We start from the raw sequence: 25,688 nt of genomic DNA on the forward strand, positions 1-25,688 counted from the left end.
TTTAGGCTTGGCCGGTCTGGCCACCCTGAGCAGCCATTTGCCGCTCGATGTTCTGGCGATAGAGACCGACGAAGTCGACCGGATCCAGCATCAGGGGCGGGAACCCGCCGTCGCGCACCGCGGTCGCGATGATCTCGCGGGCGAACGGGAACAGCAGGCGCGGGCACTCGATCATGACCAGCGGATGCAGATTCTCCTTCGGCACGTTGGCGATGCGGAACACGCCGGCATAGGCGAGCTCGAACGAGAACATGATCTTACCGGCGGTCTCGGCCTTGCCCTCGACCGACAGCGTCACCTCGAACTCCTGTTCGCTGAGATTGTTGGCGCTGACATTGATCTGGATGTTGATCTGGGGCGGCTGGCTTTGCTGCTGCAGCGAGCTCGGCGCGTTCGGATTTTCGAACGAAAGGTCCTTGGTATATTGCGCCAGCACGTTGAGCTGGGGAGCCTGGGCCGCCTCGGGAGGGGTGCCGTTGCCGTTGGTCATGAGAGTCTCTCCTTACCCGATTGGGGCTGAATTTCGCGGCGGTTGGCTAACATAGGGCCGCCTCGTTCCACAAGGACGAACGGTCCCGGAGGGGAATTCGGGCCTCGCCCACAACTGTGACGCTCGACCTGCCTTTTCCGCAAAATCGCGCCTTAAATGATTGAAGATGCGCGATTTCCGGGCAGGATCGGGTTTCCCCTTAAGCATAAAACGCGCTACACTCAGCGCTGTGCCAAAAGGCGCCATTGGCCCGGCAAGATTTCGTGCCTACATCCCACGGACCTGACGTGGACCTAAAATAGCGATGTAGACTTGCCGTTCTCGTATGGAACGGTCTACTGGCCGGATTGATTTTCCCGGCGACGACCCCAAAACGAAGACCCAGAGCAAAGACCAGAAAGCGAATACGACGTGGACATCTACACCATTATCTTCCTGGCGCTGGCGGTCTTCATCTTTCTGCGGCTGCGCAGCGTGCTCGGGCAGCGAACCGGCAACGAGCGACCGCCGTTCGATCGGACCGCCGCCCGCAATGCGTTGGGGGGTGCCCAGGACAACAACGTCGTGACCATGCCGGGCAAGGTGATCGATCAGGCCCCGCTGGCGCCGACGGCCGAGCCGACCGCGCCCTCCGACCGCTGGAAGGGCCTGACCGAGCCGGGAACCGCGCTGGCGCAGGGCCTGGATGCCATCGTCGAGAAGGATTCGACGTTCGACCCGCGTCATTTCATCTCGGGCGCCCGCGGCGCCTACGAGATGATCGTGCTGGCGTTTGCCAATGGCGACCGCCGCGCGCTGCGCGACCTGTTGTCGTCGGACGTCTACGACAGCTTCGAGGCCGCCATCAAGGAGCGCGAGAAGAACGAGCAGAAGACCGAGACCCGCTTCGTCTCAATCGACAAGGCCGAGCTCGTCGGCGCCGAGCTGCGCGACCGTACCGCCCAGCTCACGATCCGTTTCGTCTCGCAGATGATCTCGGCCACCCGAGACAAGGCCGGCAATATCGTCGACGGCAGCGCCGATACGGTCGCCGACATCACCGATATCTGGACTTTCGCCCGCGACATCACCTCTCGCGATCCGAACTGGAAGCTGGTTGGCACCGGAAGCGCGAATTAAGCTCTTTCTGAAGACCAGCGCGACCGCGCTTTGCGCAGGCGTCGTCGCGCTGTCGTCGTTTTCGCTCGGCGCCGAGGCGGCCCGGCGCCATTATCGCAGCCACCACCATCATCTCCCGGCATTGCCAGCCGCCCCGCCGAGGGCTTTGCCCTATCCGCAGCTCCCACTGCCGTTCGAAATATCAGGCGCGCAATATCTGCCGCTGGCCTGGGCGGACGTGAAAGGCTGGGGCGATGACAATCATCTCGCGGCGTACAAGACGTTCCGCGCCAGCTGCCGGTCGATCAATGCACAGACCGGCGCGGCTGCTGAGCCGAAGGCGCTCGGAGGCTCGCTGAGCGAGCCCTGCCGTGCCGCCAAATCGCTCGAGCTTGCCGACGACGTGCGAGCCAAGACCTTCTTCGAGGAGAACTTTTCGCCGCTGCGGATCTCACGCCTCGGCGAGCCCGACGGTTTCGTCACCGGCTATTACGAGCCGGTGCTGGAGGGATCGCGCACGCAGACCGATGTCTACAATGTTCCGGTCTACCGCCGCCCCTCGAATCTGTTCGTGCGTGGCTACAAGCAGGATTCGGTGAGCCTGCCCAACAAGGGGCCGGTCTATCGCAAGATCGGCCGCCGCAAGCTGGTACCCTATTACGATCGCGGCGAGATCGAGGACGGCAAGATCGCCGGCCGCGGGCTGGAGATCGCCTGGCTGAAGGACCCGACCGATCTGCTGTTTGCGCAGATCCAGGGCTCGGCACGGATCAAGTTCGACGACGGCAGTTCGGTCCGGCTCAACTACGACGCCTATAACGGCTATCCCTATACGGCTGTCGGTCGCATCCTGATCGAGCGCGGCATCATCCCGAAAGAGGAGATGTCGATGCAGAAGATCAGGGAGTGGATGACGCAAAATCCTGACGGCGCCAAGGAGCTGCGCCGCGCGAACCGCGCCTACATCTTCTTCCGCGAGGTGAATCTCTCCGACAAGGACGAGGCGGTGGGCGCGCAGGGCATTCCGCTGACGGCGGGACGCTCGATCGCGGTCGATAAGTCCCTGCATGTCTACGGCACGCCGTTCTTCATCGAGGGCGAGCTGCCGATCGAGGCCGATCGGGCCAAGACGCGGTTTCATCGGCTGATGATCGCGCAGGATACCGGCTCGGCCATCATCGGCCCCGCGCGCGCCGATCTGTTTTTCGGCGCCGGTCAGGAAGCCGGCCGCGTCTCGGGACGGCTGCGCCATCCCATGCACTTCGTGATGCTGGTGCCGAAGGGCCTCGATCCCTCGGTGCGCGCTGCGCGGTTGCCGGTGCCTGATCCGCGCCCCTCGGAGAAGATCGCAAAGCTGTTTCCGCAAACCGATCCGGGGAACGGGATGGCCAAGCCCGCTGCTGCCGGCTCTACGGAAACCAAGACCGACACGGTCGCGATCGCCGGTCCGGTTCCGCTGCCGGCGCCGCGTCCCGTGATCGAGCCCGCTTCCGAACCGCAGCGGCCGGTGAAGAAACGTCCGCATCGGCAGCAATGAAGCGATCGTCCCGTCCGCCCGTGCTGGAGCCTCGCCCCTCGCCGCGCCGCCGCGCGTTGAGCGAGGAGGAGCGCGAGCTGTGGGAGGTCGTTGCCAGACAGGTCAAGCCGCTGAGGAAGCAGCGCACGGCAAATGCGCATGCCGCGCCGCGCGCCGAGCCCTCATCCGCCGCACCGGTTCCGCGGACCGCGTCATCGCTCCGCCCGATTGCCGCAGCGCCGGCACCGCGCGCCGCAAAACCGGCCATCCCGCCGTTGGCGCCGCTCGGCAAGCGCGAGCGGACAAAACTGTCGCGCGGCCGCAGCGAGATCGAGGCACGGCTTGATCTGCACGGCATGACCCAGACGCGCGCCCATCGCGCGCTGACCGGCTTCCTGCACCGCGCCCATCACGACGGCCTGACCTTCGTGCTCGTCATCACCGGCAAGGGCCGCAGCGGCGGCGAGAGCGGCGTGCTGCGGCGTCTGGTGCCGGAATGGCTGAGCCTGCCAGAATTCCGCGCCTTCGTCGTCGGCTTCGAGACGGCGCATATCGGCCACGGCGGCGAGGGCGCGCTATATGTGCGGATCAGGCGCGCGAGAGTCTAGAACGGCCGGATGATTCCGACGCGCGGGATCAGGGTGATGATCAAGCCGAAGATGTTGGTCCTCCGATCCTCCGCCGGAATCGGCGTCGTCTCGCGCGCAGCCGGCAGCATCTTCACCGCATGCAGGATCAGGAACATGCAGACCGCCCAGTTCGAGATCCAGCGGGAATAGTCGAACACCATCGCGAACATCACGAGATAGGCGAGGCTGATTCCGACCAGCGCCGCGATCACGAGGCGGCGGTGCGTCTCGCTGGCGAGCGCGCCAATCAGCTTCGCAAAATAGCGCCACAACGGCGTGTGCAGCCAGATCAGCAGCGCAAAGACGGGCACGCCGAGGATATTGTGCGGTAGCCGGCCCCAGGTGTCCAAGACCTCTTTCGCCAGCGGCTGGTACCAGATGTAGGCGAATTGCAGCAGGTCCGTGCGGGACGGATCAGCCATTCGCGTTTTCAGATACGCGACGAAATCCGCTTCCGGGATCGGCATCGTCCCCAGGAATTGCGCGGCGAAGAACAGCGCGGAGACAAAGAGCAAGGCGAGGATGCCGAAGGCGACGTTGCTGCGATTGACACCGTAGGCGAGGTAGTGCCTGATCACGACGATGGTGATGATCGTCGGCACATACATCAGAAGATGAATGTGGTGGATCAGCACGAGGACGATCGAGAACAGCGCAGCCGTGGCGATGAACAGCAGCGAACGCGCCGGTATCAGCAGCAGGATGATCGCCAGCGCGCAGCCATAGATGTCGAAATGACCGAGCGTGTGCATGAAGTTCTTCAGGAAGAACGGCGAGCCCGCCATGAAGGCGAACAGCGGCAGCGTCTTCGCGGTGAAGCCGAAGGTTCTCTGAAACAACCTTGCATAAAGGCCCAGCGTCACCAGCCAGGTTGCGCCGCCGAGCGCAAAGACCAGCCAGACCGGTACCTTGTCGGTGAACAGCGCAACGACGGCGCCGATCAGCGCCCGCTTGATGAACCCGAAATGGTAGTCGACCAGGAGATGGATGTAGGGGACGTAGGGCGGCAGCTGGATCTTGTGAACGAACACGCCAATGATGACCGCCGCGTTGATCGCGAGCAGGAGCCGCCAGGGATTTTGCAGGATGGGTACGGTCACGCCGCATCAATAGCGTGACCGCCCAAAATTACAAAATGAACCGGCTCAGATCGGCATTCTTGGCGAGGTCGCCGACGTGCTTCTGCACGAAATCCGCATCGACCTTGACAGTCTCCCCGTTGCGGTCGGGGGCGGTGAAGGAGATCTCGTCCAGCACCCGCTCCATCACGGTCTGTAGCCGCCGCGCGCCGATATTCTCGACGGTGGAGTTGACTGCGACCGCGACGTCGGCGAGCGCGTCGATGGCGTTGTCGGTGATGTCGAGCGTCACGCCCTCGGTCTGCATCAAGGCGACATATTGCTTGATCAGCGAGGCCTCGGGCTCGGTCAGGATGCGGCGCATGTCGTCGCGGGTCAGTGCCTGCAATTCGACGCGGATCGGCAGGCGGCCCTGCAATTCCGGCAACAGGTCCGACGGCTTGGCCACGTGGAAGGCGCCGGAGGCGATGAACAGGATGTGGTCGGTCTTCACCGCGCCATGCTTGGTCGAGACCGTGGTGCCTTCGATCAGCGGCAAGAGATCGCGCTGCACGCCCTCGCGCGAGACGTCGCCGCCGACGCGGCCGTCACGCGCGCAGATCTTGTCGATCTCGTCGAGGAACACGATGCCGTTGTTCTCGACCGCGCTGATCGCCTCCAGCGTCAGCTGATCGGTGTCCAGCAGCTTGTCGGATTCCTCGTTGACGAGGATCTCGTGCGAGCCTTCCACCGTGAGCCGCCGCGTCTTGCTGCGGCCCCCTAATTTGCCGAAAATGTCGCCGATCGAGATCGCGCCCATCTGCGCGCCCGGCATGCCCGGGATCTCGAACATCGGCATGCCGCCGCCGGACGACTGCGTCTCGATCTCGATCTCCTTGTCGTTGAGCTCGCCGGCGCGCAGCTTCTTGCGGAAGGATTCACGCGTCGCTGGGCTGGCATTGGCGCCGACCAGCGCGTCGAGCACGCGCTCCTCGGCGGCGAGCTGCGCGCGCGCGTGCACATCCTTGCGCTTCTTCTCGCGGACCTGGGCGATTGCGACCTCGACGAGATCGCGCACGATCTGCTCGACGTCGCGGCCGACATAGCCGACCTCGGTGAACTTGGTCGCTTCCACCTTCAGGAACGGCGCATTCGCCAGTTTTGCCAGCCGCCGCGCGATTTCCGTTTTGCCGACACCGGTGGGGCCGATCATCAGGATGTTCTTCGGCAGCACCTCTTCGCGCAAGGAGCCTTCGAGCTGCTGCCGTCGCCAGCGGTTGCGTAGCGCGATCGAGACGGCGCGCTTGGCATCGGCCTGGCCGACGATGAAACGGTCGAGTTCGGAAACGATTTCACGGGGGGAGAAGTCTGTCATGGCACCTTAGCTAGGGTCAGTTGCGGGCCGGGACAAGCCGGTTTTTCGGCCATCAGATGATCGGCGGGCCGGATTGCCATTGCTTCACGGCCTCGACCGGATGAATCAGCATCAAGATATTGAGCGTCAGATTGTCGCGAATGTGGAGCGCCAGCATGATCTCGAAGGCGAGCCCGAGCAGGACGGTCGCGGACACGGGCAGCACGCGCGCGGCGAGGAACCCCAGCACCATCGCCAGATTGTCGGAAACCGAATTGACGATGCTGTCGCCGAAATAATCCAGCGAGATCGTGCCGGCGCGGTAGCGCTCGATGATGAGGGGCGAGTTCTCGACGATCTCCCAGGTACCTTCGATCAGCATGGCGATGATCAGCCGTGCCGGCCAGGACAGGTCCAGCAACGGCAGGCGCGCAAACAGCAGCCAGGTCAGGCCGTAGAACAGGAAACCGTGCAGGACGTGCGAGAAGCTGTACCAGTCGGCGATATGCTGGGAATTTTCCGAGCTGTTCACCACGCCATGCCAGAGCTTGACGTAGCCGCAGGTGCAGATCGGCACGCGCCCCATCGCAAGCAGGATCGAGGCCTGCAGCGCCAGCAGCAGCAGCGCGATACCGACCCAGCCGAGCGGTGGAAATGCGACCTTGCTCTGATGCGCGCTCGTCAGCGTCATGGCTCGCGCACCATCAACAGCGCGACACCGTCCGGCGTCTCGACCATGCGGTCGCGGACAAAGCCAGCTTTCTCATAGGCGCGTATGGCGCGCGGGTTCATCGGGTCCGGATCGGTGACCATGCGCGGCAGGTCCTTCCGGAGCTTCTCATCGACGAATTGGCGGATGAACGCCGAACCGTGACCGCGTCCGATCATGTCGCTTTCGCCGATGAACTGGTCGATGCCACGCGTGCCCTCCGGTTGCGGCCCAAAGCCCGTATTCCAGGCGGTCAGGCGATAGCATTGAAGATAGCCCAGGGGCTGCTGGCCAGCCAACACGATGAACTGGTCCATGGCGGGCTCATCGAGATCGCCGCTGACGAGCGCAAACTGCTCGTCCGGATCGCCCCACCATTCCCGTACGTCCGCCCCGCGCAGCCACCGCCGGATCAGCGGCAAATCGGCCGTTGTCATCGGGCGGAAGGTGTAGGTGGGTGCCACCGCCTAGCCGGTCGCCAGGCTTTCGATGGTCAAATTGCGGTTGGTGTAGACGCAGATGTCGGCGGCGATGTCGAGGGAGCGGCGGACGATGGTCTCGGCGTCCTTGTCGGTGTCGAGCAGGGCGCGGGCGGCGGCCAGCGCGTAATTGCCGCCGGAGCCGATCGCCATCACGCCGGCCTCGGGCTCCAGCACGTCGCCGGTGCCCGTCAGCACCAGGGAGACGTCCTTGTCGGCCACGATCATCATGGCCTCCAGTCGCCGCAAATAGCGGTCGGTGCGCCAGTCCTTGGCGAGCTCCACCGCGGCCCGGGTCAGCTGCCCCGGATATTGCTCGAGCTTGGCTTCCAGCCGCTCAAACAGGGTGAAGGCATCGGCCGTCGCGCCGGCAAAGCCGCCGATCACGTCGCCCTTGCCCAGCTTTCGGACCTTCTTGGCGTTGGACTTGATCACGGTCTGGCCGATCGAGACCTGGCCGTCGCCGCCGACCACCACCTTGCCGCCCTTGCGGACCGTCAAAATCGTGGTGCCGTGCCAGCCCGGCGAGCTGTTCTGGGAATCCTGCATGAAGTACCTCGTTGTCCGGCCTGATTTAGGCGGTCAGGGGCAGGCGCACAACGGGCCGCTCCGGGCCTAATTCGCTCACCATAGGCAGAAGTAGAGGTCCCGCCCGCCGTTCCCGCAGTAGCGAAGGGGGCATTTGGCTGTTAATAGACTGGCGTTTCAGGCCAAACCCCAGCGAAAGCCTTCGATGCGCACCGCGACGATCAAGCGCAAGACCAAGGAAACCGAGATCGAGGTCACCGTGAACCTCGATGGCACCGGCGTGGCCAATATCGCGACCGGCATCGGCTTTTTCGACCATATGCTCGATCTCCTCGCCCGCCATTCCCGCATCGACCTCACGGTCAAGGCGGTGGGCGATCTGCACATTGATTATCACCATACCACCGAAGACACCGGCATTGCGCTTGGCCAGGCGGTCAGGCAGGCGCTCGGCAACATGGCGGGCATCACCCGCTATGCCGGCGTGCACATGCCCATGGATGAGACGCTGTCGCGCGTGGTCATCGACATCTCAGGCCGCCCGTTCCTGGTGTTCAAGGCCGACTTCCCCCGCGACAAGATCGGCGAATTCGACACCGAGCTGGTGCGCGAGTGGTTCCAGGCCTTCGCCATCAACGCCGGCGTGACTCTCCACGTCGAGACCCTATATGGCGATAACAGCCACCATATCGCCGAGTCCTGCTTCAAGGGTCTGGCGCGGGCGCTGCGCACCGCCGTCGCGATCGATCCGAAGGCTGTAGGCGAGATCCCGTCCACCAAGGGCTCGCTCGGCGGCTGACATCTTTCGGCCCGCGGCACGCGCCGCTTGCGGTATCACTGAATTCCTAGGAACGGGGCATCACCATGCCTGTCTACACAGTTCATGCTCCCTCGCCTGCCGGAGCCGACCTGCGCGCGACCGACAAGTTCGTGTTCGTGCGTGACGGTTTCTACGTCAAAGCGATGATCTTCGGTCCGTTCTGGCTGCTGTGGCATCGGCTGTGGCTGGTGCTGATCGGCTATCTGATCTTTGTGGCCGCGTTCAACGCGGGGCTGTCGAGCCTCGGTGTCGGACGCTCGTCGATCTTTGTCGCCGATCTCATCGTCGCGCTATTGATGGGTCTTGAGGCCTCGAGCCTGCGTCGCTGGACGCTGTCGCGCGGCAAATGGCGGCAGCTCGACGTGGTGGTTGGCGACAACGAGGACACAGCGGAGCGACGATTTTTCGAGCGCTGGAGCAAGTCACAGCACGGCATCGCTGGCGATCAATGGGCCGTCGATCGCGGCGGCCCGCCGCCGACCCGCACTGTGCCGGGTCAGCAATTCTCGAACCCGCCGCCCATTCCGGCCGGCGGCATCATTGGATTGTTTCCAGAACCGGGAGGGTCAAGATGAGCGTCGCCATCATCGATTACGGTTCCGGCAACCTGCATTCCGCCGCGAAAGCCTTCGAGCGCGCCGCGCGCAGCCTGGAGAACCCGCAAAAAGTCTTCGTCACCAGCGATCCGGACCAGGCGTATGAAGCCGACCGTCTGGTGCTGCCGGGCGTCGGCGCCTTCGCCGACTGCCGGCGCGGGCTCGATGCCGTCAACGGCATGGTCGAGGCGATCACCGAAGCGGTCCGCGTCAAGGCGCGGCCGTTTTTCGGCATCTGTGTCGGCATGCAATTGATGGCGAGCCGCGGCAAGGAGCATGTCATCACTGAAGGCCTGAACTGGATCGGCGGCGACGTCGAGAAGATCACGCCGCGCGACGAGAGCCTGAAGATCCCGCACATGGGCTGGAATACGCTCGAAGTGCTCAGGGAGCATCCGGTGCTGAACAAGCTGCCGCTCGGGCCCAAGGGCCAGCACGCTTATTTCGTGCACTCCTACCACCTCAACCCTGCCAGCGAGGCGGACGTGCTCGCGCGCGCCGATTACGGCGGGCCTGTCACCGCAATCGTCGGCAAGGACACCGCCATCGGCACCCAATTCCACCCCGAGAAGAGCCAGCGCTTCGGGCTGGCCTTGATCTCGAACTTTTTGCGATGGAAACCGTGATCCTCTTTCCTGCGATCGACCTCAAGAACGGCCAATGCGTGCGCCTCGAGCAAGGCGACATGGCGCGCGCGACCGTGTTCAACCTCAATCCCGCAGCGCAGGCGCAGAGCTTTGCCGAGCAGGGTTTTGAGTATCTCCACGTCGTCGACCTCGACGGTGCTTTTGCCGGCAAGCCGGTGAATGCCGAAGCTGTCGAGGCGATGCTGAAGACGATCAAGATCCCGGTGCAGCTCGGCGGCGGCATTCGCGATCTCAAAACCGTCGAGGCCTGGCTCGCCAAGGGCATTACCCGCGTCATCATCGGCACCGCCGCGGTGCGCGATCCGGCGCTGGTGAAGGCGGCCGCGAAAAAATTTCCTGGCCGCGTCGCGGTCGGGCTCGATGCGCGTGACGGCAAGGTCGCGGTCGAAGGCTGGGCCGAGACCTCGCAGGTGACGGTGCTGGAGATCGCGCAGCGTTTCGAGGACGCCGGCGTCGCCGCGATCATCTTCACCGACATCGCGCGCGACGGCCTGCTCAAGGGCTTGAACCTGGATGCAACCATTGCGCTGGCGGACAGCATCTCGATCCCCGTGATCGCCTCCGGCGGCCTCGCCTCGATCGAGGACGTCAAGGCGATGCTGACGCCGCGGGCGAAAAAGCTCGCTGGCGCGATCGCGGGCCGCGCGCTCTACGACGGCCGGCTCGATCCCGCCGCCGCCCTCACCTTGATCCGCAACGCGCGCACGTAGGAGCCCTAGACATGTTCAAGGTGCGCGTGATCCCCTGCCTCGACGTCAAGGACGGCCGCGTCGTCAAGGGCGTCAACTTCGTCGATCTCAGGGATGCCGGCGACCCCGTCGAAGCCGCGATCGCCTATGACGCGGCCGGCGCCGACGAGCTCACTTTCCTCGACATCACCGCGACCCACGAGAACCGCGGCATCATGCTCGACGTGGTCCGGCGCACCGCGGAGGCCTGCTTCATGCCTGTCACCGTCGGCGGCGGCGTGCGTGAGGTCAACGACATCAAGACGCTGCTGCGCGCAGGTGCTGACAAAGTCTCGATCAACAGCGCCGCGGTATCCCGGCGCGAGTTCGTCAAGGAAGCGGCCGAGAAATTCGGCGAGCAATGCGTCGTTGTCGCGATCGACGTCAAGCGGGTGAAGCGCCCGGGCGGCGACCGCTGGGAAATCTTCACGCATGGCGGACGCAACTCCACGGGTATTGATGCGATCGAATATGCGCAGGAGGTGGTCTCGCTTGGCGCCGGGGAGATCCTGCTGACCTCAATGGATCGCGATGGCACGAGGCAAGGATTCGACATCCCGCTGACCCGCGCGATCGCCGACAGCGTTCCCGTTCCGGTGATCGCCTCGGGCGGCGTCGGCAATCTCGACCACCTCGTCGACGGTATCCGCGACGGGCACGCCACGGCGGTGCTGGCCGCCTCGATCTTCCACTTCGGGGAATTCACCATCCGCGAAGCCAAGGAGCACATGGCCCGCCGCGGGCTGCCCATGCGCCTCGATGCCTGACGACTCCCATTCGCAAAAGTGCTACATGAGGTAGCGGGGAATGGTCTCCTTGGCCAATCCTGTTTCCAAGCGTGTTTCCGAGTAATTCCGATGCCGCGTTTCACGATCCACGATCTGGCCGAGACCATCGACGCCCGCGCGGCGGCCGGTGGCGAGGCCTCCTATACCCGCAAGCTCCTCGACAAGGGCGCCGAGCATTGCGCCAAGAAGTTCGGCGAGGAAGCAGTCGAAACCGTAATCGCAGCAGTCGAAAACGATCGCGCGCATCTGGTCGCCGAGAGCGCCGACCTGCTCTACCATTTCCTTGTGTTGCTCAAGGCCCGCGGCGTAAAGCTGGAAGAGGTCGAGGCGACGCTCGAGAAGCGAACGACGATGTCGGGCTTGGAAGAGAAGGCGTCGCGCAAGGGCGGCAACTAGCCGAGTGGAAAGGTCGCGTCATGGATATCCGCGCACCCGAGCAGCAGTATAATCCGTACCGCCTCTACACGCGGGAGCAGTGGGCGCGCCTGCGCGACGATACGCCGATGACGCTGGAGCCGGGCGAGTTCGATCGGCTGCGCTCGCTGCACGATCGCCTCGACCTGCAGGAGGTCGAGGACATCTACCTGCCGCTGTCGCGCCTGCTCTCGATCTATGTCGATGCGATGCAGCGCCTGTATTACGCCGAGCGCCAATTCCTCGACATCCGCGACCGCAAGGTCCCCTACATCATTGGCGTTGCCGGCTCGGTCGCGGTCGGGAAATCCACCACGGCCCGCGTGCTTCAGGCGCTGTTGGCGCGCTGGTCGCCCCGGCCTAAGGTCGAACTGATCACGACCGACGGATTTCTCTATCCCAACGCCGTGCTCGAACGGCAAGGCATCATGCAGAAGAAGGGCTTTCCGGAGAGCTACGACCTGCCGCTGCTGCTCAGCTTTCTTTCCGACATCAAGTCCGGACGCGGGCACGTGCGCGCGCCGGTCTATTCGCATCTGACCTACGACATCGTGCCGAACCAGTGGGCCGAGATCGATCAGCCCGACATCCTGATCGTTGAAGGCGTCAACGTGCTGCAAACCGGCAAGCTGCCGCGCGACGGAAAGGCGGTTCCTGTCGTCTCCGACTTCTTCGATTTCTCGGTCTATATCGATGCCGACGAGGCGGCGCTGCGGCAATGGTACATCAAACGCTTCCTGGCGCTGCGCGACACCGCGTTCACCAATCCCAAATCCTACTTCAACCGCTACGCGCTATTGTCGGACGAGGAAGCCACCGCCACGGCGATCGCGATCTGGGAACGAACCAACCTCGCCAATCTCGAGGACAACATTCTGCCGACCCGCCCCCGCGCGACGCTGATCCTGAAGAAGGGCGCCGACCATACGGTGGAAAGCGTGGCACTCAGGCGGCTGTAATCGCCCCGGCAAACCTGGGGCTTAGCTAAATTTAAAGACTGAGTGTCTTTTGTTGCAGACCAACAAAGGGCATTTGGTTATGGCTTTTGAAAACGCTGGGAGCCTCATGGTCGATCGTCTCAGAAGCGCCGCCGAGCATCTCGAAGCACCGACCTGCCCGGATTGCCATATCGAGATGAGATGGTACCGATCCGAGCTGCTCGCGGACGAGCCGGTCCCGATCATCGCGCATCTCTTCGTCTGCCCGCATTGCAAACGCGCAGCCCAGGCAGACACCATATTCAAGGGCGCCCAAGCGCCGCCCGACAAGCTCTCCGCGCCGCGCTTTGTTGCTTACGCCGTGTGACTCACCGCCCGCTTGCGGTTCATTTCCGGACCTCCTGCCGCGCCTTCGAGGTCACGAAGATGCGCCATGCCGTCAGAAACATTGCGGCGACGAGTGGGCCGATGACGAAGCCGTTCGCTCCTAAAACCGCAAGGCCGCCCAGGGTGGCAAGCAGCACGACATAACTCGGCATTTGGATCGATTGTCCGACCAGGACTGGACGGAGAAAATTGTCGGCAAGACCGATCACGAAGGTCCCGAAAGCAAGCAGGATGATCCCCTTCGTGACCGAGCCGGACACAAGCAGGTAGATTGCGGCCGGAACCCAGACCAGGGCGGAGCCGAGCACGGGCAGAAGCGAGAGCAGCGCCATGATGGCGCCCGCCAGCAGCGGCGCAGTCAGGCCGAGCAGCCAGAAGATCACCCCGCCAAGCGCTCCCTGGATCAGCGCAACCAGCATGATCCCTTTGATCGTCCCGCGAACCGCCAGGGTGAATGTGTCCAGGATCTCGGCGGCGTGGCTCGGGCGCAGCGGCAGCGCGTCGCGAATGCGTATGTTCAGCTCGTCACCGTCGCGCAGGAAAAAGAACAGCAGGTACAGCATCACGAGCAAGCTCGCGGCGAACTCCAGCGTCAACTGACCGATGTTGATCGCGTGCCCCGCCAGCTGCTGGCCGGCCGGGACGACCAGGCCCGACAGGCGCTCCTTCAGGGCCGAGAAATCTATGCCGGCCAGGCGATCCGACAGGGAAGCGGCCCAGTCGGGCAGCGCGGATCTCAGCTGCTGCAGGGGATGAGCCAGATTGATCTCCCCGGACTGAACGCGCTGATAGAGCTCGCCTCCCTGGTCGATGAGCGAAGCGATGACGACCCCGACGGGGATCAGGACCATGACGATCACGACGACGACGGTGGAAAGTGCGGCAAGGTTGCGCCATGCCGGGAACGTTGCCACGCAACGTCGATAGAATGGCGCGAAGATGATCGCCAGCAGCGTGGCCCACAACAGGGCGCCAGAGAATGGCCAAAGCAGCCAGCCAAACGCGACGGAGATCACGCCAAGCCAGACGAGGAATGAGCGGTCTTCCGATGTTCTCACGTGTCGCCGGCCCTCCCGTCGCGCCTCTCGTGACGTTGCTATCACAGGACTGTGGCGGAGCAGCAAGTCACGCCCCGCCTCCGTCGCGCCGGTGGCCGAATTGGGTGCGGTCCGTCAGTTGCCGGCCTTCGCGGCCCAATCGGCGCGCTTGATGCGTCCTGCAAAGGTGGCGGGGCCGGAGCTGCCGGCCTTGTAGACGAAGGCCTCGCCTTCCTGCACGTCGCCGGCCTCCTTGCCGAAGGCATCGGCGATGTTGGTCTTGTGGGTGACCAGGAAATTGTTGGTGCCGGCTTTCGGTGGCACGTCGACGAGCTGACGCACGGACTGTCCGGCCTTGGCATTGGCGCCGGTCGGATTTGCCATTCCCGACGCGCTGGCGTTGCTGCTGTCCGTCAACGCGTCAACCGGCTTGACCTCGCCGCCCGAGATCAGCTTGCCGGCCTCGATCGCGCGGTTGAGCCGGCTCGTATAGACATTGCCGATCGGGATCGCGAGCTCCTTGACGGCCGCCCCGATCTGCCGCGCCATGTCCCTGCCCTGGTCGCTGAGCTGACGCTGGGCGTTCATATCGTCGAACTTGAAGGGGTAGACGTCCTTTTGGCTGTCGTCGGTGGCAGTGTGCCGAAAGATCAGGACAAAGCCGCCTTGCTTGAGCGAGGCGATGAGCTCCGGCGTATCGGCCGCGGCGGGGCGGGACATTCCAGCGAGACAAACAACGAGTGCGAGGCGGCAAAGCACGTTCATGCGTAAAATCCTCTATTGCAAAAAGCCCCAGAGGATCGTGACGCGCAACGCCGTGGATTTCAATTCTCGATTGCCGAGCGGGATCGAGTTCCCGAGAGGTTCCCGATCAGACTGCCAGCCGCCGTGATGCCGCCAGGCCAGCTAGCGCCTCCTCAAGCTTCTCCCAGTCGAGCGGCTTGATCAGAAATCCGTTCATGCCTGCCTCGAAGCAGGCATAGCGATCCTCCACCAGGGTATTGGCGGTGAGCGCGAGGATCGGTGTGTGGTGGCCGCCGGTGGCGGCCTCATGCGCGCGGATACGTTTCGTCGCCTCGATGCCGTCGAGCTGCGGCATCTGGATATCCATCAGCACGAGATCATAGGGCGTGCCGGCCGATGACGCGGCGAGCCAGGATTCCAGCGCCGCCTCGCCGTGGACGGCGATGACGACGCGATGGCCGAGTTTCGTCAGCAGCGAGCGCATCAAGAGCGCGTTGATCTCGTTGTCCTCGGCGACGAGGATCGACAGGCCCTTTGCCCGTGTCGCGCCGGCCGCTTCAACCGCCGGTTCCGGCGCGAGATCGGGTGAGGCGACCTCCGGCGTCGGCGCGAGGCGGGCGGCGAGCGAGGCTGCCCGCAGCGGCTTCACCAGAAAGCCGGTGAAGGCCGGCGACAGCTTTTCATGGCGCGAGCTCGACGTTAGCAGCACGAGGCGCTGTGGCGCATGCGCGCGGGCCATGGCGCCCAGATGGTCGGCCACGGCAGGCCCGATCGCACGATCGATCAGCACTGCGTGCCATGACCGTTCGGGCAGCAGTGCTTCGGCGACCGCCGCATCTGCGACCATGCAGGTCTGGCCGCCCCAACGCTCCAGGCGCCGCGCGATCAGCGAGGCCTCGATGCCGTCGGCGACCAGGAGCATCGACTTGCCGGCGAGGTCCGGGCTCGGAAAGGCCGTCTGTCCCGCGCTTTCCTGCGATGGCGGAAGCGGCACCGCGATCTCGAAGGTTGAGCCTTTGCCTGGCTCGCTCGTGAGCGTGATCCGGCCGCCCATGCGCTTGACGATGCGCTCGCTGATGGAAAGGCCGAGCCCGGTGCCGCCATAGGTGCGGGCGACGCGCTCGTCGGCCTGCTCGAACTCGCGGAAGATGCGTTGCTGTGCTTCCGGTGCAATGCCGATGCCGGTGTCGCGGACCAGGAAGCTGATCTCGTTCGGCCAGATGCCGGGCTCGACGATCAGCGCGACGCCGCCGCTTCCCGTGAACTTGATGGCGTTGCCGGCGAGATTGAGCAGCACCTGGCGCAGCCGCGCGGCATCGCCGACGACCTCGAGCGGCAGGCGCTCGTCGACATAGGCGGCGATCTCGAGCTGCTTTGCCTGCGCGCGCGGCGCGAGCAGCTCGGTGATCTCCTCGACCAGGGGCGAGAGCGAGAACGGGCGTTGCTCCAGATCGAGCTTGCCCGCTTCGATCTTGGAATAGTCGAGCAGCTCCTCGATCAGCGCCATCAGCGCTTCGCCTGACGTCTTCACCGCCCTGGCGTAGGTCGTCTGCTCCGGCGTCAGCGTGGTGTCGAGCAACAGGCCGCCCATGCCGATGATGCCGTTCAGCGGCGTGCGGATCTCGTGCGAGGCCATCGCCAAAAAGCGCGACTTGGCGCGGTTGGCGGCGTCGGCCTGGTCACGCGCGTCGGATAGCGCGCGTTCGGTCTCGGTGCGATCGGTGACGTCGCGTCCGACGCTCTGCAATTCGGCGGGCTGTCCGGCGTCGAGGCGGACGTAGTCCTCGCGCCAGGCAATCCAGCGCGCGCCGAGCGGGGTTGCGATCTTCTGGTCGTGGATGCGCGTGCCGTTGCTCTCGCGCGCGCTGTCGCCCTGCTCCAGCACGTCGAAGTCGAAACGCGTGCCGACCAGCGCGCTGCGTGCCTGTCCGGCGAGTGCGCAATAGGCCTCGTTGGCAAAGGTGATGCGGCCGCTCGTGTCGCGCAGCACGATGAGATCGCCCTGCTGTTCGAACAGGCTGCGGGCGCGTTCTTCCGCTTCCTTCAGCTCCCAATTGCGGTCGATCAGCGCTTCGTTGTGAGCGGCGAGCGTACGCAGCCGCTTGTTGACGAAGCGCAGGCGCATGCTCAGCGTCGCAAGGCCGAGGCAGGCGAGCGCGAACAGCAGGCTCGCGCCGATCGCAAAGGCGTGGGGATCATAGCCGGAGTTCTCCGACCGGCTGCCGGACACGAAACCATAGGCGCCGCCGAAGGTCGCCGAGAAGATCATGAAGGAGCGGATCGCAAAGGCAATTCGGGGATGCTGTCGCCTGAAGCGGCGCATGCGCACCTTGATCCGGAACGTCCGACCCATCGTCACCCCGACTCTTGTTCGAATTCCTGCCACCCGCCGTCTGTGACGATGTCGCGCCGACCTTGCGAACAGCTTGAGGCTTTGGCGCCGCCTCCAAACAGGACTAACGAGGTGTTAACGCCTCAGAGCGAGGCGGCCTGGAGCGGGAGCGGGCGATGGCCGCCATGAGCGCCGACGATCAGCGCCGCCGCCTCGCGCTGCGAGAACGACTTCGAGCGCACATAGATGCGGTAATCGGCGGGGCCCTCGGTGGAGAGGTAGACCACCGGCCCGCCGTCGACCGGCTGCGCGGCAATCGAGACGAGGCGCGTCGATGAATTGGCCTGGCAGGAGTCCGGCTCGGAACCTAGGCCGTCGTCGACCACGGCGAAGTCTGCCGCGTCAGCATCATCGGTGATCTGGACCCGCACCGTGGCGCGCTCCGGATCTTCGGTGAAGGCGACGTGCACGCCGGCGGTCCAGAACAGCGAGGTCAGCTCGACCGAGGTGTCGCCGAGCGCGATGCAGGGATGTGAGACCGATCCGATCTCGCCGCGGGCGAATGCAACAGCGGCTAGGAGGGGAATAACCGAGGTCAGGATCTTGAAACGCAACATGACACTCTACTCGCCGGGGCCCGGGGGAACTCATTGAGCCCTATGGTTTGCAGAGCGTAAAGGAAACTCGTTACCGCCGGGTTGATGCGCGCAATGATCAAGCCAGCTGGCGCACATCCTCCGCGAGTGCGCGATAGGAAAGTGCTTCGGCCAGATGCAGCCGGCCGATCTTGTCGGCATGATCGAGATCGGCCAGCGTGCGCGCCACCCTAAGCACCCGGTGATAGCCGCGCGCCGACAGCCGCATCGTCTCGGCGGCGTCGCGCAGCAATTTCTGACCCTGCGCGTCCGGTTTTGCGATCTCCTCCAGCACGGAGGCGGGGGCCTCCGCATTGGTGCGGACATTGGGCAGTCCGGCATCGGCATAACGCGCGAGCTGGATGTCGCGCGCCGCCGCGACGCGCGCGGCGACCTCGGCCGATCCCTCCGCCGGCGGCGGCAGGATCAAATCGGCCGCGGTCACGGCCGGCACCTCGATGCGCAGATCGATGCGGTCCATCAGCGGGCCCGAGATGCGCGCCTGGTAATCGCCGGTGCAGCGGTCGATGCGGCCACGCTTGCAGGCATAGCCGGGCTCGAACGCGTTGCCGCAGCGGCACGGATTCATCGCCGCGACCAGCATGAAGCGAGCAGGGTAGGTGACGCGGTGATTGGCGCGCGACACGGCGACCTCGCCGTTCTCCAGCGGTTGCCGCAGCGAATCCAGCACGCGCGGATCGAATTCGGGCAGCTCGTCGAGGAACAACACGCCCTGATGCGCCAGCGAGATCTCGCCGGGCCTCGCGCGCATGCCGCCGCCGGTGAGCGCGGCCATGCTGGCGGAATGATGCGGCGAGCGGAACGGCCGCCGTGCCGTCAACGCGCCGCCTTCGATCTCGCCGGCGACGGACGCGATCATCGAGACCTCGAGCAGTTCGCCCGGCGACAGCGGCGGCAGAATCGAGGGCAGGCGCGCCGCCAGCATCGATTTGCCGGCACCGGGCGCGCCGATCATGAGCAAATGATGCCCGCCGGCAGCCGCGATCTCCAGCGCCCGCTTGGCGCTCTCCTGACCCTTGATGTCGCGCAGGTCGAGCGTGGAGGTGGCGGCTTCGTGGACCTTCGGTGAGGGCCGCGACAGCACCTGCGTGCCCTTGAAATGGTTGGCGATCTGGATCAGCGAGCTTGCTGCGATGATCTGGATGTCCGGGCTCGCCCAGGCCGCTTCGGAGCCGCAAGCCGCCGGGCAGATCAGGCCTTCCTCGCGCATATTGGCGCCGATGGCGGCGGGAAGAACGCCGGCCACGGGCGCGATCGAGCCGTCGAGCCCGAGCTCGCCGAGAACCGTGAAGCCGGTCAGCGCGTCCGGCGGGATCGCGCCGATCGCCGCCATCAGGCCGAGCGCGATCGGCAGGTCGTAATGGCTGCCCTCCTTGGGCAGGTCCGCCGGCGCCAGATTGACGATGATCCGGCGCGCGGGCAGCGCCAGGCCCGAGGCGATCAGCGCCGAGCGCACCCGCTCGCGCGCCTCCGACACCGCTTTGTCCGGCAGGCCGACGATGGCGAAGGCCGGCAGGCCCGGCGCGACCTGCACCTGCACGTCGACCGCACGGGCCTCGATCCCCTCAAAGGCGACGGTGGAAACCCGCTGTACCATGCTCGAACCAGCCTGCCCCTTTCGCACAATTAGGGGTAGCAGAGCCTGGCTCTTTTCGCAAGAACAATACGGGAACGATCTCGGAGCGCGAGCAAACCCTAACCAAGCGTAAACGCTGCGCCGACACTACGTCTCGAATGCCAGCTTCTGTCCTCAGCACATTCCAACGAATGTCCGTTACTCCTAGGGCTGCGGGATGGGCCGTGGTCTAACGGGTGAACAGTTCAAATGCTTGCAAATCGCCGGAGAAGCGAACGTCGGATGTGCAGCCGGCTCGCCAAGATCCATTTTGGCGCGGGTTCGCTGCCGCGGGACTGCACGATCACGGATATCTCGGATGGCGGCGTGAAAGTGGTGGCGGAATTCTTGGAAGTGCCGCCGCAATTCACCATCATCTTCGCGCCCGACTATTCGCGGCAATGCCGCCTGCGCTGGCGCATCGGCTGCGAGTTCGGCGCCGAATTCACCGACTAGGGTCTCTGGCAGCGCGTCCTTAACGGGACTTTAGCGTTAATCGGTAAGCATCTCTGATCAGTTGCCGAGTGATCAGAGTATGTCCAAGCGTTCGTCCCTCGCCTCACCCGCGGCGAGATTGCTGCTTCCCGCACTCCTGGTGCTCACCCTCGGCGGCTGCCAGACCGCCGGCATCGAGGACGTGACCGGCGCGCTCGGCGGCAAGCAAGAACCCGCCGCCAAATCCAATACCAAGGCCGACGCCACGCCGGAGATGGACGCACTTCGCGAGCGCTACCGCGCCAAGCCCAGCGATCCCGCAATTGTCCTCGAATACGGCAAGGCGCTGCGCGAGTCCGGCCAGCGCGCGCAGGCGGTCGCGGTGTTCGAGCAGGCCGTGCTCGCCCATCCCAGCAACAAGACGCTGCTCGCCGGCTATGGCCGCGCGCTCGCCGACAACGGCACTTTCCAGCAGGCCTTCGACGTCCTCGGCCGCGCCCATTCGCCCGAGGATCCCGACTGGCGCATCCTGTCGGCGCAGGGCGCGGCGCTCGATCAGCTCGGCCGCAACGAGGAAGCGCAGCAATATTACGCCGCGGCGTTGAAGATCGTGCCGAACGAGCCGACCGTGCTGTCCAATCTCGGCCTGTCCTATATGCTGCAGAACAATCTGCCGAAGGCCGAACAGGTGCTCGGCCGCGCTTATCAGCGCAATCAGAGCGATGCGCGGGTCCGCGCCAATCTCGCGCTCGTGCTGGGATTGCAGGGCCGCGAGGCCGAGGCCGAAATCCTCGTGAAGGCAGATTTGCCGCCGGACCAGGCCGCGGCCAAGGTCACGGCGCTGCGGCAGCTGCTCGCGAAGAAGCAACAGCGGGCGGACAAGCAATAGTCCGCCCCCTTTGGTGGACGCTTACGACGCCTTGCGATGCGGGGCTGATCCCCGCCCCGACTTGCCCTTCAGCTTCTTCAGCAGCGCTTCGAGCAACGAGCGCTTCGGCTTCTTCACCTCGCCGCGGCCGGCGAGGCGGTTCGCCATGTTCTGAAACAGCGCGGTGGTGCGGTGGTTCTTGGAGACTTCCGCGATCATCTGGCCGTTGTTGGCCGCGGTCGAAAACAGCTTCGAATCGAACGGGATCACCGCGATCGGCTGGCTCTCCATGGTCTTGGCGAACGCCTTGACGTCGATCTCCGCGCGCTTGTGCATGCCGACCTGGTTGAGGCAGTACAGCGGCGGCCGGTCGTTCGGTCGCGCTGCTTTCAGCACGCTCAGCATGTTCTTGGTGTTGCGCAAATTGGCGAGATCGGGCTCGGCGACGATCACGATGTCGTCGGCATTCACCAGCGCGCGCCGCGTCCAGCCGGACCATTGGTGCGGGACGTCGAGCACGATGCAGGGCGTGGTCATGCGCAGCGTGTCGAATATGGCGTCGAAGGCCTCAGCGCCGAAATCGTAGACGCGGTCGAGCGTGGCAGGGGCAGCGAGCAGGCTGAGGCGCTCGGTGCATTTGGCCAACAGGCGCTCCATCAACGCGGTGTCCGGCCGGTCCTGCGACAGCACCGCGTTGGCGATGCCCTGCATCGGATCCTGATTGTAGTCGAGGCCCGCGGTGCCGAAGGCGAGGTCGAGGTCGATCACGACCGAATCGAGCGAAAGGTCGCGAGCGATGGTCCAGGCCACATTATGCGCGACGGTGGAGGCCCCGACGCCGCCCTTGGCGCCGACCACTGCGATGACGCGCCCGGTGATGATGGCCTCGGAGGCCGAGAACAGGCTGCAGATCGAGCGAACGATGTCGAGGGTTTCGACCGGTCCGACCACATAGTCGTTGACGCCGCGGCGAACCAGCTCGCGATAGGGCGCGGTGTCGTTGGGATTGCCGATCACGACCACGCGGGTGCCGGGGTCGCAGACGCCGGCGAGGTCGTCGAGCCCCTCGAGGATGTCGCGCGTTCCGTCGGATTCGATCACGATCACGTTCGGCGTCGGCATCGATTCATAGACTTCGATCGCCGCGGCAAGTCCACCGTCCTTGGCGGTGAGGTGCGCCTTGGCGAGCCGGCGGTCCTGCCCCGCCGCGGTCACCGCGGCGAGCGTCTTCTCGGTCTCGCAAAACGCCTGCACCGAGATGCGAGGAACCGGCGCAATGTGTTCCTCGGGATGCCCTTGGTCGTTCGCGTCGTCGTCGAAGCTTGTCATTTGCCGATATCGCTGAGTTTGGCCTTGTCGGTCTCGGGTGAGGGAGTCGCGATCGCCGCGCCCTTGCGGTAACGCTCGAAGGCGATGTCGCGTCGCGCGGTATAAGCGGGGGTCTCGGATCGCGGCTGCTCGAGGTCGGCGGGGTTGTCGATCATCGCCGCGAGATTGCGCTGGCTGGCACAGCCCAGGTTGAAATAGGGCCGGTTCTCGTTGTAGCCGGGATCGAGGATGTTGGGCCCGACGTCTTCCGGCCACAGCCCGCAGGGCCCGGCCACCGCGGCAATCCTGGAATAGCTCAGGCGGATGGTGGGCAGCAGCCCGGGATCTTCAGGGCGGTAGGGATGCTGGACGATGGCGCGCGATGGCACGCCGCCGGCTGTGAGCACGGATCGGATCTCATGATAGGTCGCGGCCGCCGCGCGCGCATTCGCGCTGTCGACGGGGACGTCGACGACGACGGAGCCGGTGCCTTCGCGCACCCAGTCCCGCGCGATGCCCGCGACGTCCGAATGCTGTGCGGCGGAGAGGCCGCCCCTCGCCTTGCCGACGAAGATCACGGTCGACTTCTTGCCTTCCTGAACCGCAATGGGGTGACGCTGACGATAGTCGGTCGGCACCGTCTGGGTGACGATCTCGCCGGTGGTGTTGCAGGCGCCCAGCATGACGGAGAGGCCCGTCAGTGCCAGCGCGATCTGCAGCTTGCGATATCGATCGGCTGATGTTGTGGTCATCGCCTGGTCCCCTCTTGCCCCGTGTCTTGTCCGGTCCCCAAACCGTCCGTCTCAGTCGATGATGAAGCCGAAATCACCCGGCGAACCGCTGATCGGATCGACGCGGCGCGCGATGCCATAAAGACGATTCATGCGGCCGAGCAGCGCCGACTGCGCGTCAGAGGCCGGCGCGAAGCCGTCGTCGGGCCGCGACAATTCCTTCTGGGCGACCGCGCGCACCACATAGGGCGTCACGATCACCATCAGCTCGGTCTCGTTGTTGACGAAGTCCTGGCTGCGGAACAGCGCGCCGATGATCGGCACCTGGTCGACACCGGGTAGGCCGTTGATCGCCTGCCTGGTCTTCTGCTGAATCAGGCCGGCCATCGCCATCGAGCCGCCGGAGGGAATTTCCAGCGTGGTCTCGGCGCGGCGGGTCTGGATCGAAGGAATGGTGATCGAGTTGGTTGAGGTCGAGGACACCGCCTGCGTCAGCGTGATCGAGTTGGTATTCGACAGCTCGGAGACCTCGGTCATCACGCGCAGGCTGATGCGGCCTTCGCTCAGCACGACCGGGGTGAAGTTCAGGGAGATGCCGAACTTCTTGTAGGTGACCTGGGTGGTACAGACGTGGGTGACAGGATCGCAGGCATAGCCTGAGGGAATCGGAAATTCACCGCCGGCGATGAAGGTAGCGGATTCGCCCGAGATCGCCGTCAGACTCGGCTCAGCGAGCGTGCGCATGACGCCGGCGCTTTCCATCGCGCGCATCGTGGCGCTGACGGTGGCGACGCCCTTGGCGAGGCCTGCGACGCCGAGCCCGTTGCTACCGACGATCGGTCCGCCCGCGACCGAGAACGGATTGGAATTGTTGAAGTTCACCACCGCGGTGCCGGCGTTCAGGCTGGCGCTGAGATCGACGCCGAGCTGCTTGACGATGTCGCGGCGCACTTCGCCGACGACGACCTTGAGCATCACCTGGTCGCGGCCGCGCACGACGATGTTGTTGACGACCTTGTCCGAGCCGCCGACGAGTTTTGCGGCGACATCGCCGGCCTGCTGTGCCTCGACCGGGCTGGATACCGAGCCGGTCAGCATCACGCTGTCGCCGACGCCTTCGATCTGCACGCCCGGCAAGGACTGGCGCAGCGCCGTGCGCATGCCGTTGAGATCGCGCTTCACCGCGATGTCATAGGCGGCGACCTGCTGGCCGTCGGCGGCGAAGAACACGACGTTGGTCTGGCCGACCTGGCCGCCGATGATATAGGCGCGCTGGGCCGAGCGAATGACTGCATTGGCGATCTTGGGATCGGCCACCAGCACGTCCTTGACCTCGCGGGGAAGGTCGATGACGACAGATTTGCCGACGCCAAGCGAGAGAGAACGCGTCCTCGCCGACGCGATCGTTGCGACCGGTGACACACCGAGATCCGGCGCCTGCATCGGGGCCTGGTCGCCGACCGGCGCATCCGCGGCGCTGACCTGATTCGGGGCTGCGAGCAGCCCCAGCATCAGCATCGTCCCCGCCAGGAACGAGCGCGCGCGCTTCCCCCCAATGCGCAGGCCCGTCCGATCATCCCCGTCCTTCATGCTATCCCCATCATCACTTCTGTGACGTCAGTTGCCGCGCCTGTACCCCGTAGCGGATCACGTTGACGCCGTCGGAACGCTTGGCCGTCTGTTCCTCGACCGGGTCGTCCACGGCCTTGGCGTCGACGATGCTCCGCAGCGCGAGCTGGAGCGTGCCGCCCTGGCGCGCGGCCGACAGCGTGGCGACCTGGTCCGGCTTGAGCTCGAGCGTGACGGTCTTGCCGATCACGGCGTTCTGGCCGTCTTTTTCCTTCGGCGCCTGGTCGATCGCGAGCACGCGGATGTTGCTCAGGATGACCTCGGACAGGATGAGTTCGTTGCCGCCGTTCACAGCATCGGGACTCTTCAGGCGGCGGGTCAGGACGATGTCGACGCGGTCGTTCGGCAGGATGAAGCCGCCGGCCCCGGTCTCGGCCGAAATCTCGGTGGAGACGGCGCGCATGCCCGAGGGCAGGATCGCGGCCATGAATCCGGAGCCTTCGGCCTTGACCAGCTTCTGCTCGCGGATCGGCTCACCCTGCATCAGGGGGACGCGCGCGATCGAACCGGCGATCTGCGTTTGGGCTTCGGGCCTGCTGTCGCGGCGGATGAAGGCGCTGCTCGCGGTGGCGGCCGGCCAGGTCTGCCATTGCAGATCCTCGGGCTTGACCGCCTGGCCGAGCTGGATGTCGTTTTTCGCGATGAGGACGTCGACCGTCGCCAGCTTCTCGGCCACGGCCACAACGGGCGTGGGGGCATTCTGATAGCCGCTCGCCAGATACGCAGCGACGCCGCCGGCGGCCAGCGCGATGGCGAGAACGACAATGCGTGCGGTGTTCATACGCTTTTACTCATACGCGGGGCACTCGAACCGCACCTGGCGTGTTCCCCCGTGTCGATGAGTAGGGAGTAAAAGTATAAGGGGTGTTGCGAGGCCGAACGCGATGACCAGTCACGATGCTGGTTTTCGGCAGATGGTGAACGCGGCGTTATCCGGTCGGCCAGCGGCCCCGTAGTTTCACGCAGTGCGCGGCACGCGCGTAGACGCGGCGCCTCATGGTGAACGGCTGGTTAGTGATGGGGATCGCGACGGTCTACTGCGATGCCAAAGAGATCGCAGTAGCGCGCCACAATGTAGCTGTCGTCCCTGCGAAACGCAGGGACCCACACCTCAGGGAGGAGGTACCGTGCGAGCTGGCAACCCCGAACTTTCT

Annotated in this window: 28 protein-coding genes; 13 read left to right on the forward strand and 15 right to left on the reverse strand. The window is 65.0% G+C overall.

Annotated features, from left to right (window positions below; translation table 11 throughout):
• Position 1: 1 nt before the first annotated feature.
• Positions 2–490, reverse strand: a complete 489-nt coding sequence (gene secB / locus IVA79_RS21510; protein WP_247556357.1) for a protein-export chaperone SecB — start codon at positions 488–490, stop codon at positions 2–4.
• 411 nt (positions 491–901) lie between these two features.
• Between secB and IVA79_RS21515 the strand changes: the two genes are divergently transcribed.
• From IVA79_RS21515 to IVA79_RS21525, 3 genes are read left to right on the forward strand one after another with little or no spacing between them, the layout of a single operon-like run.
• Complete coding sequence (locus IVA79_RS21515) at positions 902–1,609, forward strand: Tim44/TimA family putative adaptor protein (RefSeq protein WP_247556360.1); 708 nt, start codon at positions 902–904, stop codon at positions 1,607–1,609.
• Complete coding sequence (locus IVA79_RS21520; RefSeq protein ID WP_247556362.1) at positions 1,587–3,125, forward strand: MltA domain-containing protein; 1,539 nt, start codon at positions 1,587–1,589, stop codon at positions 3,123–3,125. Before IVA79_RS21515 ends, IVA79_RS21520 begins: the two co-directional genes overlap by 23 nt.
• Positions 3,122–3,712, forward strand: coding sequence for a Smr/MutS family protein (locus tag IVA79_RS21525; RefSeq protein ID WP_247556364.1), 591 nt, complete (start codon positions 3,122–3,124; stop codon positions 3,710–3,712). The genes IVA79_RS21520 and IVA79_RS21525 overlap by 4 nt, the downstream gene beginning before the upstream one ends.
• Here IVA79_RS21525 and IVA79_RS21530 read toward each other — a convergent pair.
• Genes IVA79_RS21530 through hslV form a run of 5 tightly spaced genes read right to left on the reverse strand, consistent with a single transcriptional unit; the run spans position 3,709 to position 7,882 of the window.
• Entirely contained in the window at positions 3,709–4,833 is a 1,125-nt protein-coding gene (locus IVA79_RS21530; RefSeq protein ID WP_247556366.1) for a hypothetical protein, read from the reverse strand. The two genes, IVA79_RS21525 and IVA79_RS21530, sit on opposite strands and share 4 nt — an antisense overlap.
• 28 nt (positions 4,834–4,861) lie before the next feature.
• Positions 4,862–6,166 (reverse strand): ATP-dependent protease ATPase subunit HslU, encoded by a 1,305-nt coding sequence (gene hslU / locus IVA79_RS21535; protein ID WP_247556367.1) that lies wholly within the window; start codon positions 6,164–6,166, stop codon positions 4,862–4,864.
• 52 nt (positions 6,167–6,218) lie between these two features.
• Positions 6,219–6,836: a DUF2585 domain-containing protein gene (locus tag IVA79_RS21540; RefSeq protein ID WP_247556369.1), complete on the reverse strand. Its 618-nt coding sequence runs from the start codon at positions 6,834–6,836 to the stop codon at positions 6,219–6,221.
• Positions 6,833–7,318: a GNAT family N-acetyltransferase gene (locus tag IVA79_RS21545; protein WP_247556371.1), complete on the reverse strand. Its 486-nt coding sequence runs from the start codon at positions 7,316–7,318 to the stop codon at positions 6,833–6,835. Before IVA79_RS21545 ends, IVA79_RS21540 begins: the two co-directional genes overlap by 4 nt.
• Before the next feature lie 3 nt (positions 7,319–7,321).
• On the reverse strand, positions 7,322–7,882 hold the full coding sequence (gene hslV / locus IVA79_RS21550) for an ATP-dependent protease subunit HslV (protein WP_104461912.1): 561 nt from the start codon (positions 7,880–7,882) through the stop codon (positions 7,322–7,324).
• A 184-nt stretch (positions 7,883–8,066) separates the two neighbouring features.
• On the opposite strand from hslV, the gene hisB reads away from it, so the two are divergent.
• From hisB to IVA79_RS21590, 8 genes are all read left to right on the forward strand, one after another.
• Positions 8,067–8,660, forward strand: coding sequence for an imidazoleglycerol-phosphate dehydratase HisB (gene hisB / locus IVA79_RS21555; RefSeq protein WP_247556373.1), 594 nt, complete (start codon positions 8,067–8,069; stop codon positions 8,658–8,660).
• A 65-nt stretch (positions 8,661–8,725) separates the two neighbouring features.
• Positions 8,726–9,256, forward strand: coding sequence for a DUF2628 domain-containing protein (locus IVA79_RS21560; protein ID WP_247556375.1), 531 nt, complete (start codon positions 8,726–8,728; stop codon positions 9,254–9,256).
• The gene (hisH, locus tag IVA79_RS21565; protein WP_247556377.1) at positions 9,253–9,903 is read left to right on the forward strand and encodes an imidazole glycerol phosphate synthase subunit HisH; all 651 of its coding nucleotides are present in this window, start codon (positions 9,253–9,255) and stop codon (positions 9,901–9,903) included. Before IVA79_RS21560 ends, hisH begins: the two co-directional genes overlap by 4 nt.
• On the forward strand, positions 9,900–10,634 hold the full coding sequence (gene hisA, locus IVA79_RS21570; RefSeq protein WP_247556564.1) for a 1-(5-phosphoribosyl)-5-[(5-phosphoribosylamino)methylideneamino]imidazole-4-carboxamide isomerase: 735 nt from the start codon (positions 9,900–9,902) through the stop codon (positions 10,632–10,634). The genes hisH and hisA overlap by 4 nt, the downstream gene beginning before the upstream one ends.
• A gap of 11 nt (positions 10,635–10,645) precedes the next feature.
• Positions 10,646–11,419, forward strand: coding sequence for an imidazole glycerol phosphate synthase subunit HisF (gene hisF / locus IVA79_RS21575; RefSeq protein WP_247556379.1), 774 nt, complete (start codon positions 10,646–10,648; stop codon positions 11,417–11,419).
• A gap of 90 nt (positions 11,420–11,509) precedes the next feature.
• Positions 11,510–11,836, forward strand: coding sequence for a phosphoribosyl-ATP diphosphatase (locus IVA79_RS21580; RefSeq protein ID WP_247525535.1), 327 nt, complete (start codon positions 11,510–11,512; stop codon positions 11,834–11,836).
• Positions 11,837–11,856: 20 nt separating this feature from the next.
• Positions 11,857–12,813 (forward strand): type I pantothenate kinase, encoded by a 957-nt coding sequence (coaA, locus tag IVA79_RS21585; RefSeq protein ID WP_247556382.1) that lies wholly within the window; start codon positions 11,857–11,859, stop codon positions 12,811–12,813.
• Between the two features lie 49 nt (positions 12,814–12,862).
• Positions 12,863–13,159 (forward strand): hypothetical protein, encoded by a 297-nt coding sequence (locus tag IVA79_RS21590; RefSeq protein WP_247556384.1) that lies wholly within the window; start codon positions 12,863–12,865, stop codon positions 13,157–13,159.
• Positions 13,160–13,178: 19 nt separating this feature from the next.
• Here the strand turns inward: IVA79_RS21590 and IVA79_RS21595 are convergent, their stop codons facing one another.
• The 5 genes from IVA79_RS21595 to IVA79_RS21615 all read right to left on the reverse strand — a co-directional run bounded on the left by IVA79_RS21595 (position 13,179) and on the right by IVA79_RS21615 (position 19,545).
• Positions 13,179–14,195 carry an AI-2E family transporter gene (locus IVA79_RS21595; protein WP_247556386.1) on the reverse strand — a complete coding sequence of 339 codons (1,017 nt, stop codon included), beginning with the start codon at positions 14,193–14,195 and terminating at the stop codon, positions 13,179–13,181.
• A 156-nt stretch (positions 14,196–14,351) separates the two neighbouring features.
• Positions 14,352–14,981, reverse strand: a complete 630-nt coding sequence (locus IVA79_RS21600) for a histidine phosphatase family protein (RefSeq protein WP_247556388.1) — start codon at positions 14,979–14,981, stop codon at positions 14,352–14,354.
• 106 nt (positions 14,982–15,087) lie between these two features.
• Entirely contained in the window at positions 15,088–17,313 is a 2,226-nt protein-coding gene (locus IVA79_RS21605) for an ATP-binding protein (protein ID WP_247556390.1), read from the reverse strand.
• A 122-nt stretch (positions 17,314–17,435) separates the two neighbouring features.
• Positions 17,436–17,909: a hypothetical protein gene (locus IVA79_RS21610; protein WP_247556392.1), complete on the reverse strand. Its 474-nt coding sequence runs from the start codon at positions 17,907–17,909 to the stop codon at positions 17,436–17,438.
• A 97-nt stretch (positions 17,910–18,006) separates the two neighbouring features.
• Entirely contained in the window at positions 18,007–19,545 is a 1,539-nt protein-coding gene (locus tag IVA79_RS21615) for a YifB family Mg chelatase-like AAA ATPase (RefSeq protein WP_247556394.1), read from the reverse strand.
• Positions 19,546–19,773: 228 nt separating this feature from the next.
• Between IVA79_RS21615 and IVA79_RS21620 the strand changes: the two genes are divergently transcribed.
• Positions 19,774–20,019, forward strand: a complete 246-nt coding sequence (locus IVA79_RS21620) for a PilZ domain-containing protein (protein ID WP_091965316.1) — start codon at positions 19,774–19,776, stop codon at positions 20,017–20,019.
• 79 nt (positions 20,020–20,098) lie between these two features.
• Positions 20,099–20,887 carry a tetratricopeptide repeat protein gene (locus IVA79_RS21625; protein WP_247556396.1) on the forward strand — a complete coding sequence of 263 codons (789 nt, stop codon included), beginning with the start codon at positions 20,099–20,101 and terminating at the stop codon, positions 20,885–20,887.
• A 21-nt stretch (positions 20,888–20,908) separates the two neighbouring features.
• On the opposite strand, the gene IVA79_RS21630 is transcribed toward IVA79_RS21625, so the two are convergent.
• Genes IVA79_RS21630 through cpaB form a run of 4 tightly spaced genes read right to left on the reverse strand, consistent with a single transcriptional unit; the run spans position 20,909 to position 25,315 of the window.
• Positions 20,909–22,195, reverse strand: coding sequence for an AAA family ATPase (locus tag IVA79_RS21630; protein WP_247556398.1), 1,287 nt, complete (start codon positions 22,193–22,195; stop codon positions 20,909–20,911).
• Positions 22,192–22,926: a CpaD family pilus assembly protein gene (locus IVA79_RS21635; protein ID WP_247556401.1), complete on the reverse strand. Its 735-nt coding sequence runs from the start codon at positions 22,924–22,926 to the stop codon at positions 22,192–22,194. The genes IVA79_RS21630 and IVA79_RS21635 overlap by 4 nt, the downstream gene beginning before the upstream one ends.
• 51 nt (positions 22,927–22,977) lie before the next feature.
• A complete protein-coding gene (locus IVA79_RS21640) occupies positions 22,978–24,495 on the reverse strand; it encodes a type II and III secretion system protein family protein (protein WP_247556404.1) in 1,518 nt (505 codons plus the stop codon).
• Between the two features lie 13 nt (positions 24,496–24,508).
• Complete coding sequence (cpaB, locus tag IVA79_RS21645; RefSeq protein WP_247556406.1) at positions 24,509–25,315, reverse strand: Flp pilus assembly protein CpaB; 807 nt, start codon at positions 25,313–25,315, stop codon at positions 24,509–24,511.
• Positions 25,316–25,688 lie beyond the last annotated feature (373 nt).

It is taken from the genome of Bradyrhizobium sp. 138 (assembly GCF_023074075.1).
Taxonomy (GTDB): domain Bacteria; phylum Pseudomonadota; class Alphaproteobacteria; order Rhizobiales; family Xanthobacteraceae; genus Bradyrhizobium.